General features: G+C 45.2%; 10 protein-coding genes. 7 read left to right on the top strand and 3 right to left on the bottom strand.

The features are described 5' to 3' along the window. Positions 1-504 precede the first annotated feature (504 nt). Positions 505-3,684 carry a DEAD/DEAH box helicase gene (locus H6F66_RS23280; RefSeq protein ID WP_190426209.1) on the top strand — a complete coding sequence of 1,060 codons (3,180 nt, stop codon included), beginning with the start codon at positions 505-507 and terminating at the stop codon, positions 3,682-3,684. A 6-nt stretch (positions 3,685-3,690) separates the two neighbouring features. Beyond that, on the top strand, positions 3,691-4,530 hold the full coding sequence (locus H6F66_RS23275) for an SWIM zinc finger family protein (protein ID WP_190426207.1): 840 nt from the start codon (positions 3,691-3,693) through the stop codon (positions 4,528-4,530). A gap of 58 nt (positions 4,531-4,588) precedes the next feature. Here H6F66_RS23275 and aroF read toward each other — a convergent pair whose 3' ends face one another. Next, complete coding sequence (aroF, locus tag H6F66_RS23270) at positions 4,589-5,479, bottom strand: 3-deoxy-7-phosphoheptulonate synthase (protein ID WP_190426203.1); 891 nt, start codon at positions 5,477-5,479, stop codon at positions 4,589-4,591. A 542-nt stretch (positions 5,480-6,021) separates the two neighbouring features. Here aroF and psb28 point away from each other — a divergent pair. Both psb28 and H6F66_RS23260 read left to right on the top strand, forming a co-directional pair. After that, a complete protein-coding gene (gene psb28 / locus H6F66_RS23265) occupies positions 6,022-6,357 on the top strand; it encodes a photosystem II reaction center protein Psb28 (RefSeq protein WP_190426200.1) in 336 nt (111 codons plus the stop codon). 57 nt (positions 6,358-6,414) lie between these two features. Further along, positions 6,415-6,918: a MogA/MoaB family molybdenum cofactor biosynthesis protein gene (locus tag H6F66_RS23260; RefSeq protein ID WP_190426199.1), complete on the top strand. Its 504-nt coding sequence runs from the start codon at positions 6,415-6,417 to the stop codon at positions 6,916-6,918. A 64-nt stretch (positions 6,919-6,982) separates the two neighbouring features. Here the strand turns inward: H6F66_RS23260 and ctpB are convergent, their stop codons facing one another. Continuing rightward, positions 6,983-8,287: a carboxyl-terminal processing protease CtpB gene (ctpB, locus tag H6F66_RS23255; RefSeq protein WP_190426197.1), complete on the bottom strand. Its 1,305-nt coding sequence runs from the start codon at positions 8,285-8,287 to the stop codon at positions 6,983-6,985. 299 nt (positions 8,288-8,586) lie between these two features. On the opposite strand from ctpB, the gene H6F66_RS23250 reads away from it, so the two are divergent. Next, on the top strand, positions 8,587-9,297 hold the full coding sequence (locus tag H6F66_RS23250; RefSeq protein ID WP_199295338.1) for a YdcF family protein: 711 nt from the start codon (positions 8,587-8,589) through the stop codon (positions 9,295-9,297). Positions 9,298-9,768: 471 nt separating this feature from the next. Here the strand turns inward: H6F66_RS23250 and gndA are convergent, their stop codons facing one another. Continuing rightward, entirely contained in the window at positions 9,769-11,271 is a 1,503-nt protein-coding gene (gene gndA, locus H6F66_RS23245) for an NADP-dependent phosphogluconate dehydrogenase (protein ID WP_190426194.1), read from the bottom strand. Between the two features lie 230 nt (positions 11,272-11,501). Here gndA and H6F66_RS23240 point away from each other — a divergent pair, with 230 nt between their 5' ends. Next, positions 11,502-12,440 carry a Ycf66 family protein gene (locus tag H6F66_RS23240; protein ID WP_190426192.1) on the top strand — a complete coding sequence of 313 codons (939 nt, stop codon included), beginning with the start codon at positions 11,502-11,504 and terminating at the stop codon, positions 12,438-12,440. A 337-nt stretch (positions 12,441-12,777) separates the two neighbouring features. Then, positions 12,778-15,663, top strand: coding sequence for an isoleucine--tRNA ligase (gene ileS, locus H6F66_RS23235; protein ID WP_190426189.1), 2,886 nt, complete (start codon positions 12,778-12,780; stop codon positions 15,661-15,663). The last annotated feature ends 160 nt before the right edge of the window (positions 15,664-15,823 follow it).

Genomic DNA, 15,823 nt, shown 5'->3' with positions numbered 1-15,823 from the left:
GTTAATTTAGTAGATGCACCCTGATGATCGACGCCCTCAAGTTCTTGTTGGGCGTTTTTATTTTTGGGGGTACGCCACCTAGACTAGAGCGGCGAACAGATTTATATTTATAAGCAAGTTCAGCGAGAGAGGGGATTAGCGATCGCTATCCCCTCCCTCGCCTACCCCTTAATTTTTGCCTTTTGCTGCCCTAACTCCCCGCCAGTCGGGGACAAATCGGGAGAAAACTTTTATTGCTGCGGACATGAGGAGACTTTAAAGACAACTAGCCGCTAAAGCCTACCAGTATTACTGCTAAAGCACCTATCACCGCCAAGATAGTGAGTACAAATCCGGCATTTGGGCTACCTTTCCAAGAATAATCTTTGTCTTTCATTAGAACTCAGCTTTTTTAAACGACTTTTGCTTTAATTGTTACATTTTTTAATGATTAGAATACCAATCTCGCTAGGGATTGCTCTGTTAACCAGCTAAAATTCCATCAAACTCACCCCGCATCTACCTATGAAAATCCTCCACGGCACATGGATTCCCAAGGCAGAAGCTAGCTTCATCCAAACTGGTGCATTTTACCTGTGGGTAGAAACTCCCGTTGTCCCAAAACGCCGCAACGCCAAACACCCAATTCATCCCTATCATCTTCGCGAATCCGACTTGGAAGCCTTCCTCAGTAATGAACTAGGCATCGCAGCAGCATCCAGACATAAGATTAGCGAAAATATTTCTCCCCAATATTTTGCCTTTCCCACCGCCAACAACCAACCTTTACCATCTCCTGAATTAACGAAATATTTAGAAGCTGAATTTGAAGAAGACTATGAAGGCTTTCTCTATTGGGAAGTTGATGCTTATGAAGTGAATACCATATTAAAAGCTGGCACTTCTAGCTATGATACGGTAAGCAATATTATCAAAATAATAAATGATATTCACTTTTTAGCTTTACATAATTCCTCAGAAATTCTCATCGGCTCAGACCTATTATTTTGGTATCACTACACCCAATCATTTAAAGAAATTATCCTCAAAGACCAATATATTCCCGCGCTCAAATATCGCGAACTCCCTGCCGCAACAAAAGGAAAGCGGAAACAAACAAATACTTTTGAAATTTATTCAGGCTGGGAAATTATCTCGGAAAAGTACGAGTTACTAATTGAAAAATTTGTAGAGTATATGCCTTTAGTCTGCGCTGCTGGCTCTGCCACCTTCAGCACAACAGTTGAATTTTATTCAAAAGAAACTTTCCTCCGCAACTTTTCCGAATGTTTGCTCAATGAAATCGTCACCCATACACCCTCCACTGCCAAATTCGATCAACAGATTACAGACACCATCCTCTACGGTTGCCTTTATCCAGAAAGAAAAAACCCGCAAACTACCGACCAAGCACTAGAAGAATACAAACAATGGTACGCTTGGAAAGACAAATTAACCCGCAGCCAAAATCCAGGTAATTTTCACCTCTGCTTCCAGTTAAAAGAAGCCGCTGCTGATAATGTAGATAACTGGCAAATTCAATTTTTGGCTACAGCTAAACAAGACCCATCCTTAAAACTTTCCTTAGCTGAATATTGGCAACTGGGTCAGAAACAAAAAAAAGACCTACAAAAATATTTTGGCAAGGATTTTGAAAATAACCTGTTGTTGAATTTGGGATATGCAGCACGGATGTATCCCAAACTTTGGCAGGGATTGGAAACTGACCAACCTATAGGTTTGCAAGTAAATTTAGCAGAAGCCTTTGAATTTCTCAAAGAAAGCGCCTGGGTATTAGAAGATTCCGGTTACAAAGTCATCGTTCCCGCTTGGTGGACACCGGAAGGTCGTCGCAAAGCTAAAATTCGCCTGAAAACTTCCTCTCGTCCCAGTCAAACTAAAGCTGCTAGTAAGGGATACTTCAGTTTAGACTCAATTGTGCAATATCAATACGAATTAGCAATCGGCGGTCAAACTGTTACTGAAAAAGAATGGCAGCAACTTGTAAACGCCAAAAGTCCACTGGTGCAATTTCGCGGTCAGTGGATAGAGTTAGACCAAGGAAAAATGCAGCAAATGCTGGAATTTTGGCAAAATAATGCCAAAGATAAGCCAGAAATGACGCTGACAGATTTGATGAAACTAGCCGCAGAATCAGAAAATGAATTAGAAGTAGAACATGACCAGACTTTGGCGGAAATGATGGCAAAGTTGCAGGATAAAAGCAAGCTGGAACCAATTGAAAATCCGCCGCAGTTGCAGGGAAATTTACGCGAATATCAAAAGCGAGGTGTGTCCTGGTTGCAATATCTGGAAAACCTGGGTTTAAATGGTTGTCTTGCAGATGATATGGGATTGGGAAAGTCGGTTCAGGTGATTGCTAGATTGGTGAATGAAAAAGAATCGACACCATCAATTTTACCAACTTTGTTAATTGCACCTACGTCAGTTGTAGGAAACTGGCAAAAAGAAATTGAAAAGTTTGCTCCCCATCTTCAAGCAATGGTGCATCATGGTAGTAACCGCATTCAACAAGTAGCGGAGTTTAAAGCAGCTTCTCTGAATCACGATGTTGTTATTACTTCATTTACTTTGGCTCGAAAAGATGAAAAGCTTTTGGAAAGTGTGAAATGGCATCGATTGGTGTTGGATGAGGCGCAAAATATTAAAAATCCTAAAGCTGCCCAAACTAAGGCAATTTTAAAGTTGCCAGCTACACATCGACTAGCTTTGACGGGAACCCCAGTAGAAAACCGCTTACTAGATTTATGGTCGATTTTTAACTTTTTAAATCCTGGTTATTTGGGTAAAGAAGCACAGTTTCGCAAGTCTTTTGAAATTCCAATTCAAAAAGATAATAATAAGGTGAAGTCTACGACATTAAAAAAGTTGGTAGAACCGTTCATTTTACGCCGGGTGAAGACTGACCAATCAATTATCAACGATTTGCCAGACAAGGTTGAACAAAAATTATATTGTAATTTAACTAAAGAACAAGCTTCGCTGTACGAGGCAGTCGTTAAAGATGTAAGCGAAAAAATTAATAATTCTGAAGGGATTCAGCGCAAAGGGTTAATTTTGTCAACCTTACTGAGGCTAAAACAAATTTGCAATCATCCAGCGCAATTTTTACAGGATGGAAGCGAGTTTTCAGTTGAGCGATCGCATAAACTCGGTCGTCTGGCAGAAATGGTCGAAGAAGCCATTTCTGAAGGCGAAAGTATGTTAATTTTTAGCCAGTTTAAAGAAGTTTGCGACTCCTTAGAAAAATATCTGAAACACACTTGTCACTACAACACCTATTACATTCATGGAGGCACCAATCGCAACAAGCGAGAGCAAATGATAGCTGAGTTTCAAAACCCAGAAACAGAACCTTCGGTATTTATTCTCTCCTTAAAAGCTGGTGGCGTAGGTATTACCCTCACAAAAGCTAATCACGTCTTTCATTTTGACCGTTGGTGGAACCCCGCAGTCGAAGACCAAGCCACAGATAGAGCTTTTCGTATTGGTCAAAAGAAAAATGTGTTTGTTCACAAATTCGTTGCTATCGGCACCTTAGAAGAACGCATCGACAAAATGATTGAAGATAAGAAAAAGTTGTCATCTGCTGTGGTTGGTGCTGATGAAGCTTGGCTTACAGAACTTGATAATGAAGCTTTTAAACAACTAATTTCACTCAATAAAGCCGCAATTTTGGAGTAAACTATTATGACGCAATTTAGCCGTACCTGGTGGGGTAAACGCTTTATTCTAGCCTTAGAATCTTTCAGCGATTCCGCTAGATTAGGACGCGGACGTTCCTATGCGAGTAATGGAAAAGTTCTCAAATACAAAATTGACCAAAACGAAATAACTGCTACTGTTAGAGGTTCAGTCAATCCCTATTTTGGAGTATATAAAGAGCCAAAATATAGCATTAATATCGAAATTAAACCAATTGATAAGGCTAACTGGTCGAAAGCAATTAAATATATTTCATCAAAAGCCAGCTTTGTTTCTAAGCTGCTGATGAATGAGGTTCCTGATAATATTGAAGAGGCTTTTGCTGATTTGGGGTTGAATCTCTTACCCCACAGCCAAAAAGACTTTAAAACCAGTTGTTCCTGTCCAGATTACGCCAATCCTTGTAAACACATTGCTGGTGTTTACTACGTGGTAGCGTCCCAATTAGACCACAACCCGTTTCTATTATTTGAACTCAGGGGTTTATCTAAAGAAGCCTTGCAAGCAGAACTGGCAAAATCTCCTTTAGGACAAGTTTTATCCAGCGAACTTACGGCGAAAGAAATTCCTTTAGAAACCTCAGCGTCTTACTATACTCCCCTAGAAAAAGTACAAATTACTGAAAAGATAAATCCCAGAGAGTTTTGGCTAGGAACTAAGCGACTACCGCAAACTGTTGAAGCAGTATCGCCAGCAAGTTTGCCAGCGATTTTGATTAAAAAACAGGGAGATTTCCCGCCTTTTTGGAAGAAAGATAGTTCTTTTATTGAAACGATGGAGGAGCTATATCAGCGAGTAAGAACCAAAAATAAGGAAGTTATGTAATACGCTCTTCCCCTCGTTCCCAAGCTGAGCCTAGAAACGAGAGGAAGAGGGTATGATATTAAGCGATCGCTTCACAAGTCTTGACAGAAAAATGAACTGGGGCAGATTTTAAACCCGCCCCTACTTCAGATATATTACGTCCGACAGCCGCTGCTACAGGTCTTAAGCTGTGAACTAGACTCACCATATCTTCTAAAGAAAGCGCCTGACGGGCATCGGAAACCGATTTTTCGGGTTCTGGATGACATTCAATAATTAACCCATCTGCGCCACACGCGATCGCAGCCTTCGCCAAAGGTGCCACCAATTCCCGCTTACCTACCGCATGAGAAGGATCTACAATGACTGGCAAGTGCGTTATCTGCTTCAAAGCCACTACTGCGCCTAAATCCAGTACATTGCGCGTATAGTTATCGAAACTGCGGATACCCCGTTCGCACAGCACTACATCCGGATTGCCGTGGCTTAAAATATATTCTGCCGCCATGACAAATTCTTCAATAGTAGAAGCTAACCCACGCTTAAGTAGTATTGGTTTACCAGCTTCTCCCAAAGCTTTCAGCAAATCGAAGTTTTGCATATTGCGACTACCAATTTGCAGCATATCAGCATCAGCCGCAACAGCTTCTATTTGCCCAATTGACATGACTTCTGTGACGACGGGGATCGAGTAACGCGATCGCACCGAAGCCAAAATCTGCAATCCTTCTACTCCCATTCCTTGAAAAGCATAGGGAGAGGTGCGGGGTTTGTAGACACCGCCACGCAAAGCCTGAACGGGTGCGGCGGCGAGATGACTAGCAACAGTTTCCATCTGATCCAAGCTTTCCACTGTACAGGGGCCGCCGATAATAACCACGTCTTCTCCACCGAAGCTGACTTTTTCTGAAAGTCTGACAACGGTTTGGTGATTAGAGTGAGATTGTGAGGCAAGTTTAGCGTTGATCATGGTTCGATTCTCCTTACAAAAAAAATGTGATGTTGACAAAACAAAAAGCCCGGAACCTGATTGCAAGTTCCGGGCGCTGGACGATTTATCGACATGACGCTATTTACCCGGAATTTGCTCTGGGCCAAAAGTAAAAGCCATAAAACCAGCTACTGAAATAGGTCATCACGATTAAAATCCAATCCTTGAAAAAAACAAAAAAACCGCAGAGTTTGCTCTGCGGTTCACCAGGCGGTTCCAATGGGGACATTGGATTCACTCCCAGTGAACCGCGTTAAACCAATAAAAGTAAAAACTGCTGCTGAACATTTGTAAGACCTATAAATCTGAAAATTTATTACATACCTTTAACCATTGACGTTAGCAGAGGGATCGGGCGGTGTCAAGAGGTTATGAGAGTGGTTAGGTCTGCCCGATCCCACATTGACCCTACAACTACTTTTTGGAATCAGCCCAAGCCAGTAGAAGCTAGACAGTGCAGTTGTCTTCTAAATGATGAGATGATATTAAATTGACCATTATAAAAATTTAGTCGTACCATTATGGCGGAAATTCAGTTTGCCAGAGGACTCAAAGAAGAAGTCATACCGGATGTAAAGCTAACCCGTTCGCGGGATGGCAATCAAGGTACTGCGACGTTTTATTTTCAAACTCCCAACGCCTTCAACAGCGAAAGCGCGGAAGAAATCACCGGGATGTACATGATTGACGAAGAAGGCGAAATAGTGACCAGAGAAGTCAAAGGCATATTTGTCAATGGTCAAGCTAGAGATTTACAAGCGGTTTACCTGATGAAGTCAGAAGATGAATGGAATCGCTTTATGCGCTTCATGCAGCGGTATGCCGAAGAGAATGGTTTAGAATTTAGCAAATCCTAAATAGATTTTGAGTTTTGAGTTAGGGTTGGAAATTAAAAACTCAAAACTCTTGCTTGTATGACTAACCTGCCTCACCCTGATATAAAGGGGATGACAGTAACTTGCGCTGTCATTACCGTTAGCGATACGCGATCGCCCGAAACAGATACTAGCGGTCAGTTAATTAAGCAGTTACTCCAAAATGCAGGTCACGCAATTGGGGAGTACGCCCTTCTCAAAGATGAACCTACGCAAATTCGGGCGCTGCTAGCAACGCTAGGTCAACGCCCGGATCTAGATGCTTTAATTTTCAATGGTGGCACTGGGATCGCACCGAGAGACACGACCTACGATGCTCTAGAGAACGAACTCTCAAAAACTTTGCCTGGTTTTGGCGAGTTGTTCCGCTTTCTGAGTTATCAAGAAATTGGTTCACGGGCGATCGCATCTCGCGCTGTTGCTGGCGTTTATCAAAGCAAGCTGGTCTTCTCTGTTCCCGGTTCCAGCAACGCCGTTAAACTTGCAATTGAGAAGCTTATTTTGCCAGAGCTTGTTCACTTGGTCAACCAAATTAAAGGCTAAAAAGCAAAAGTAGAGAGATTAAATTTAACCTCTCTACTTTTTGCCTTTTACATGATTGCCTAATTTACCGGACGCTGAGCGATCGCGGTAATTGGGGCTTACCCGGCTGGGCGAGTTTAGTATTTTCCAACTCAGCGATGGCGCGGGCATATTGCGGATCTTCCGGAGTTCCCAGTAACGTCGGATTACTGCCAAGACGCTTGCGCTGGTCGTCGTTCAAGTCAATCTTGACATCAGGAGTAACCCCCTTGTGGCTGATATCCGTTCCCTTTGGCGTGTAGTAGTGAGCAATCGTCACAGCTAAACCAGAACCATCGCTCAGAGAATGCACCGACTGAACTAGCGCCTTCCCAAAAGTTTGAGAGCCGATAATCTTCGCACGACCATTATCCTTCAGCGCCCCAGAGAGAATTTCGCTAGCCGATGCCGAATTGCCATCTACCAGCACCGCAAGAGGCAGCTGAGTCAACGACTTGCCATTTGTCATAAATTGTTCGTTTTCTCCCTTGCGGTCTACTGTCCGGACGATGGCACCCTTATCCATCCACATCTGGGCAATTTCTACGCTGGAGTGCAGTAACCCACCCGGATTACCCCGCAAATCCAATACAAAAGCATCCACCTTCTGGTTATTGAGAGTCTTAATCGAGCGACGCATTTGGTCTGCGGCGTGGGCGCTAAACTCATTCAAGCGGATATAGCCGACCCGGATTTTACCTTCCTGCTTGACCGAAGAACGGACAGCAGCCAGTTCAATCTGCGCCCTAGTCAATGCCACATCCTTATCCCTGCCTTCGCTGGATATCTTCAGGGTGACTTTCGTCCCAACTTCGCCCCGGATCAAGTTAGCGGCAGCTTCCACACTCATCCCCTTTGTGGTTTTGCCATTAATTGCCAAAATCTTATCTCCCGGCTTGATACCCGCTTTGAGAGCTGGGGAATTCTCAATCGGTTCCACAACGGTCAGATCCTTGGTTTTTTCGTCCAGTTCCAGCTTCAAACCTACGCCAGACAGTTCTCCGGAAGTTTGGCTAGTCAATGCTTGATACTGTTTGGGATCAAGAAAACGAGTGTAAGGATCCTCTAATTTTTCCAGCGCCACCCGGATAGCCTTGTAGGCTTCTTCGCGGGTAGTGTAGTTTTTGGAGAGCAGGTCTTGTCGGGTCGCTTGCCAATCCACCTGATTAAAGGTGCCATCAACATATTCCCGGTTGACAATTTGCCATGCTTCATCGACAACCGATTTTGGACTTTCTTGCAGGGCAGCTCGGACAGAGGGACCGAAGAAAGACAAAGCTGCCGTGGTTGCGATCGCTCCACCAAACAGAGCAAAGTGGAGCCGAGAGAAGTGTTTTGGGGATGGATTCATGAAGAGTGGCTTGAAGAGGGGTTTAATCTGTAGATACCGTGTGACGCCTGAAACGAACTATTTCCAAGATACTCAGGTTTATTATCTAGGCTGCATCAATTTTGTGCCAGTTCGCCCAGTGTCCTCATTATTCATATTAGTAGCCAGGATAACAGCCTTGTTTGACTCGACTTTCCTGCTAATTTTTTACTTACCTCAGTTTAATAGGCGCCAGCCTAAAAGAACAACAAAATAGTCTTAATAGTTAAAGTAGTGTAAAGCATTACTAAATTTCATCCGAACAAATACTCAAATAAATTGTGAACCGCCCAGTTAGATTTACTTACCAGCAGCCCCACCGTGCCGCAGTTCATCAGTTTGCCTTCAGAAGCGCTCGACGGCTTTTACCCTTCATTATCGCTATTCTAGGCGTTATCTTGGGCGGATGGTTATTAATCATTATGCTTTCTTTGTACTCTGCCTCACAAACTAAAGTAGATGCCTATTTTGTCTTAGGCGGGAGTATTAGTAGGGAAATATACGTAGCCCAGCAAGTAAAAAAAGACCCAGGAATACCGGTTTTAATTTCTCAAGGCTCTAAAGACCCCTGCATCTTGCTAATTTTTCAAAGAGAAAATGCTTCTATTGAGCAAGTTTGGCTAGAAAAGTGTGCAAAATCAACTTTTAGCAATTTCTATTTTGGGATACCAATTCTCCGCTCTTGGGGAGTCCGTAAAATTAAGTTAATCACCTCCGCCAGCCATCTGCCAAGAGCGCAGTGGCTCGCGCAAATTTTATGCGGCGCTCATGGGATTTGGGTAGAGACTGAAATCGTACCAGAACAGGGTATTCCTGCCAATCGAGAATCGTTTCTCAAGACAGGATTAGACGTAACTCGTAGCTTAGTATGGGCGGTATTGAGCCAGGTAATCCAACCCAAATGCAACCAAGTAACTCGGCTTGCGGATGTGGATATAGAACAGTGGCGCGAACAGGGTTTTAAGTGCGAGCATCAGGGAAATGTAAAGTGAGCGATAAGCTGAGAGCTTAACAACGCTTACGCGCTTTGAAGTGTTGCGTCAAGCGATCGCACTTTCCTAGAACTACAATCAAAACTATCAGATTATAACATTTTAAAAAGCACTTTTCAAACCTTTTTAAAGTCAGGACACTACAAACTAGATATTGGCTTTGTTAAGCATAGCAGGTACGCAGTTGAAATTTATAAAAATGCAATTGCAAAAAGTATAGCAATTTTAGTTTCTAAAGCTACTTTTTAAAAGGAAACGGCGAGGCACTCTAAAATCCAGAATAAGAGAAAAGATTTATAAATAAATTAGGATTGGTATAGTAGTTCCCAATTTTAAAATTACTAGGTGCAAAATTTTCGGACGATATAAAAATATGAAGACGCTACAGAATATTTTGCTATTTCCACCTGCTTAAAGCTGAAAAAAAAAAATAGGGTAGGTAAAAACCTACCCTATTTTTTTTCTACTTTTCTATTCCGGAGCGTCCGGGGCGGCTAAAACTACCGCAGGATCTTGAGCTTGAAGGGGTACAGGTGTCGAGGTTTGTAAAGTTTCCTCGTCAAGCGTCGTCCATTCGGTGTGGAAGAAGCCTTCTTTGTCAATACGCTCGTAGGTGTGAGCGCCGAAGTAATCGCGCTGAGCTTGGGTGAGATTTTGTGGCAAGCGATCGCGTCGATAACTATCAAAATAATCCAGCGACGCACTGAACGCCGGAACTGGAATCCCCAGCTTCGCCGACTGCGACAACACTTCCCTCCAAGCGTCCTGGCGATCCAAAATTGTCTGCTTAAATTCAGGAGCCAAAAGCAAATTAGGCAACTCTGGATTTTCCTTGAAAGCAGATTTAATCTTATTCAAGAACCCAGCTCGAATAATACAACCACCCTTCCAAATCCGGGCAGTTTCGCTCAAATTCAGGTCATAGGAATAAGCCTTTGACGCTGAACTCAATAGCGCCATACCCTGAGCGTAAGAGCAAATCTTCGAGCAATAGAGAGCATCACGGATTTGGTTAATAAAGGTTTTGGTGTCCCCCTCATACTTCCCACTAGGGCCCGTTAAAATCTCCGAAGCAGCCACCCGCTCCTTCTTAAAGGAAGACATGATCCGGGCATTAACCGCCGCCGTCATAGTCGGAATAGAGATCCCCAACTCCAGCGCACTCTGAACAGTCCAACGTCCCGTACCTTTTTGCCCAGCCGCATCGAGAATCTTATCAACCAGAGGCTGATTAATATCTGGATCGATGTAAGTAAAGATATCCGCCGTAATCTCAATTAGGTAGGAATTGAGTTCATCGGTGGTGTTCCATTCGGCAAAAATCTCGTGCAGTTGCTGGTGATCCAACCCCAAAGCATTCTTGAGCAAGTCGTATGCTTCCGCAATCAGCTGCATATCGCCGTACTCAATCCCATTGTGTACCATCTTGACGTAGTGACCAGCACCACTAGGGCCAATATAGGTCACACAGGGGCCATCATCCACCTGAGCCGCAATCTTCGTCAAAATTGGCTCTAGATACTCATAGGAGCTTTTCGTGCCTCCCGGCATCAAGCTAGGGCCATTCAGCGCCCCTTCTTCACCGCCACTGACACCCATCCCGATAAACCTGAAACCCTCCGGCTCTAATTCGCGAGTGCGACGAGCGGTATCGTCAAACAGGGAGTTTCCACCGTCGATAATAATGTCGCCCTCATCCAGCAGGGGTTTGAGCTGGTTAATCACCGCATCCACTGGCGCACCAGCTTTTACCATGATCAGGATTTTGCGGGGGCGTTCCAGAGATTTGACAAAATCTTCAATTGAATAGGCGGCGTGGACATTTTTTCCCTGCGCCCGCTGGGCCATAAAGGCATCCGTTTTTTCTGGCGTCCGGTTATAGACGGAGATGGGGAACCCATTGCGCTCTACATTTAGCGCCAAGTTTTCGCCCATGACGGCTAAACCAATTACACCAAAGCTCTGCTGTGTCATAAGATTCAATGTTCAACTCTGCAATGCTTTTGAACAGTTGCGTTCCTTTCAGGGTATCCCGATATCCTATGGGTTTCCCGTAAAGAAGATATTAAGAGTCGCCAAAACTAAAGCGCCCTTAGTACAAAAGACATCAAATTGAAACAGCTAATTTAATTTCAATTTGTATCTAGGTCAACAGTTCTCTTGCAAAATTGGATCATAGACACAAGTTTTGGAGCATCCATAAAATGCTGGCATATATCCTGGCGATCGCTGTTGCTGTTAGTAGCCTCGCCCTTTACTTAGCAGCTTTCTTTTTCCCTGAAGTCCATCGCAAGAATGACTTTATCTGGAGTGGTGTGGGATTATTCTACGCCTTGGTTTTGTGGGTGTGTGCGGGACGCATCACAGGCGGTGTACTGCTGGGACAATTAGCTAGCGTGGCGCTACTCGGTTGGTTGGGTTGGGAAACGCTGACATTACGGCGCTCCCTCACCCCAGCAGCACAGCAGACTGCGATACCTAGCCCAGAGGCGTTACAGGAACTGACAAAAATATCCCCACAGCAGCGAGTCACTAATCTGTTCGCAAATCTTAAAGAAACTGTGGGTAAAGTGACAGGGGGTAAAAGCAAATCAGACACCCAAACCACCCCACCCCCAGCACCCACTGACTCAGCAAAATCACCCGTTACGGTGGTGGACAACCGAGTAGCTGATAACAATCAACCGCCCGTACCACCAGCGCCCCCCCAGTCTCAACTGCTAGATTCCATCGCAGGAAAAGAAGTAGTTGATGAAGTCACTGTAGAAGAACTGGCTCAAGAAGCCGCACCCCAAACCGATTTGGATGACTTGGAACCCCAAGCATCTGTAGAAGCAACTGAATCAGCCACAACCGAATCAGAGGCTCCTGAACCCGTTCTTCCGAACCCACCCGCTCCTGTGGTGGAAACCGATTTGGATGACTTGGAACCCCAAGCAGCTGTAGAAGCAACTGAATCAGCTACAACCGAAGCTGAGACTCTTGAACTCGTTCGTCCGCACCCACCCGATCCTGAATTGGTGGAAGCGGCTATAGAAGATGCCGAAGAGAAGCATATCCCAGCTTCACCTCCACCTACCTCAGAAGAAACTCTAGCGTCAGAAGCTAATCAACCCTTAGAAAACCCACCCAACCCAACTTAAGAATAGGGATTGGGGGCTGGGGACTGGGGACAAGGAAGCAAATCTCCCTTGTCTCCCCCAATCCCTCCTATCGTTAAGAGAGGCACGAAACCCAACATCCATAAGCATTTGTTGGGTTTCACTATCGTTCAACTTAGCCTACTAGCGCTGTGTTAGTGAAGCGGCGCGTAAGTGCGGCGGTCGCCTCACTTGTGTAGTTTTATTAGCGATTGGCGGAGACGGTCGCCTCTCTAAGCGCGTTCCCAGTCTCAGCCTGGGAACGAGAAAAAGTTGAAGACCGTGGGACTTGTAACCGATAATGAAGAAATATGACTCTACCATTCATCGGTATTGAACTGTGACAGCAACAGGGAACTATAAGGACACCGTTAATCTGCCCAAAACCCAGTTTGATATGCGGGCGAACGCCATCAAACGGGAACCCGAACTGCAAAAGTTTTGGGCAGAACAGCAAATTTACGAGCGCTTGTCGCAGAACAATCCCGGCGAGTTATTTATTCTGCACGATGGCCCACCCTACGCCAATGGGTCGTTGCATATTGGTCATGCCCTAAATAAAATTCTCAAGGATATCATCAACAAATACCAACTGCTGCAAGGGCGCAAAGTTCGCTACGTCCCAGGTTGGGATTGTCACGGTTTGCCTATTGAGCTGAAAGTCCTTCAGAAAATGAAACAACCTGAGAGGCAAAATCTCACTGCTCTGGAACTCCGCCACAAAGCCAGAGACTTTGCTCTCAAGACTGTGGATGAGCAGTCCCAAAGCTTCAAGCGCTATGGTATCTGGGGCGACTGGGAAAACCCTTATCTGACGCTAAAGCCGGAATATGAGGCGGCTCAGATTGGCGTTTTCGGTCAAATGATGCTCAAAGGTTACATCTATCGAGGTTTGAAACCCGTTCACTGGAGTCCCAGTTCTAAAACGGCTTTGGCTGAGGCAGAGTTGGAATATCCGGAAGGTCACACTTCGCGCAGTCTATATGCGGCGTTCCGGATGACGAATCTTTCGGAGGCAGTGAAACCTGCGCTGGGAGAGTTTTTGCCGGATTTGGGTGTAGCTATCTGGACGACGACACCTTGGACGATTCCCGCTAACTTGGCTGTCAGTTTAAATCCAGACTTAACTTATGCGGTGGTTGAAGTTGAGTCGCAATCTGCTATTGGCTGGAAATACTTGATCGTCGCTGCTGATTTGGTTGAGCGATTATCTGCTACGTTTGGTACTCAGCTGACCGTAAAAGCGACAGTTATGGGTAAGGATTTGGAGTATTCCACCTACCGCCATCCCCTATTTGACCGCGAAAGCCCGGTTGTAATTGGGGGGGATTACGTCACAACTGAGTCTGGAACTGGTTTGGTACATACTGCCCCTGGTCATGGTCAAGATGACTACTTGGTGGGTCAGCGTTATAATTTGCCCATTTTGTCTCCGGTTGATGCCGATGGGAAATTTACCGAGGAGGCGGGACAGTTTGCGGGATTAAATGTCCTTGGTGATGCCAATCAAGCGGTGATTGATGCTCTGGTGGGAGTGGGTTCGTTGCTGAAGGAGGAACCCTATGTCCACAAGTATCCTTACGATTGGCGGACGCAAAAGCCGACGATTTTCCGGGCGACAGAACAGTGGTTTGCTTCTGTGGAGGGATTTCGGGAGGAGGCGCTCAAAGCGATCGCATCCGTAAGATGGATTCCCGCAGTTGGTCAAAACCGCATCACGCCAATGGTTGCAGATCGTTCCGATTGGTGCATCTCCCGTCAGCGCAGCTGGGGTGTCCCAATTCCCGTCTTCTACGACGAGGAGACGGGCGAACCCCTGCTAAACGAAGAATCTATCGCCCACGTTCAGGCAATTATTGCCCAGAAGGGTTCTGATGCTTGGTGGGAAACGTCAGTAGAGGAGTTGTTGCCAGAAACATACCGCAATAATGGCAAGTCTTACCGCAAAGGCACCGATACAATGGATGTCTGGTTTGACTCCGGTTCTTCTTGGGCAGCTGTACTAAGTCAACGCCCGGAATTGCGCTATCCCGCAGATATATATCTGGAAGGTTCGGATCAGCATCGCGGTTGGTTCCAGTCCAGCCTCTTAACCAGTGTGGCAACTAACGGCATCGCACCCTACAAAACCGTCCTCACTCACGGTTTTACTCTGGATGAAAAGGGTATGAAGATGAGCAAATCGCTGGGTAATGTTGTCGATCCAGCAATGGTCATCGAAGGCGGCAAAAATCAAAAAGATGATCCTCCCTATGGTGCTGATGTCTTGCGTCTGTGGGTGTCCTCGGTAGACTACACCTCAGATGTCCCGATTAGCAAAAGCATCCTCAAGCAGTTGGGAGATGTGAGAAACAAGATTCGCAATACGGCGCGTTTCTTGTTGGGGAATTTGCATGATTTCGACCCTGCGAAGGATGCAGTTCCTTACGAGCAGTTGCCGGAACTCGACCGCTATATGCTGCACCGAATGACGGAAGTATTCGCTGAGGTGACGCAAGCGTTTGAGAGTTTCCAGTTTTTCCGCTTTTTCCAAACAGTGCAGAATTTCTGCGTAGTTGACTTGTCTAACTTCTATCTAGATATTGCCAAAGATAGGCTCTATATCAGCGCCCCGGATTCTTTCCGCCGTCGCAGCACTCAGACAGTGCTGGCTGTGGCTGTAGAGAATTTAGCACGAGCGATCGCGCCCGTTGTCTGTCACATGGCGGAAGATATCTGGCAATATATCCCCTATCCCACACCTTACAATTCTGTGTTTGAAGCAGGTTGGGTAAAATTAGACGAGCAATGGCACAAGCCAGAAATGGCACCATTCTGGCTACAGTTGCGGCAAATTCGCACCGAAGTTAACAAGGTGATGGAACAAGCACGCGCCGAAAAAATGATTGGTTCTTCCTTGGAAGCCAAAGTTTTACTCTACATCCCGAATGCTGAATTTCGCTCTTTACTGCAAGATTTGAATCCTAACTCAGTCCTCAGCACACACAATGGTGTGGATGAGTTACGTTACCTGTTTATTACTTCTCAGGTAGAACTGCTGGATTCTGCGGACGCTTTGCAGGGTTTAAAGTACAGTTTGCAGTCAGATGGGATAGGAATTGGCGTGGTTAAAGCAGATGGGGAAAAATGCGATCGCTGTTGGAATTACTCCCTTCAGGTCGGCGAATCAACCGAACATCCCCTACTTTGCGAACGCTGCATTCCAGCCTTAGCAGGTCAATTTTAACTGGTGCGACGATACATCTGTAGGGACATGGCAATGCCATGTCCCTAAGAGGATGTTTTAAAAGTCGGTTAGATAGCAAAAAAGCTCACTCAGTGTAAGCTGCGAATATGTAGTACACAGCACTGAGAGAGCGTTATGAGTAAAGCTTACCCCAGTAATT

The organism is Trichocoleus sp. FACHB-6, from assembly GCF_014695815.1.
Lineage (GTDB): Bacteria > Cyanobacteriota > Cyanobacteriia > Cyanobacteriales > FACHB-T130 > Funiculus > Funiculus sociatus.
Note: the sequence above shows the minus strand (reverse complement) of the source record. Positions and strands in the feature narration are given on the sequence as shown.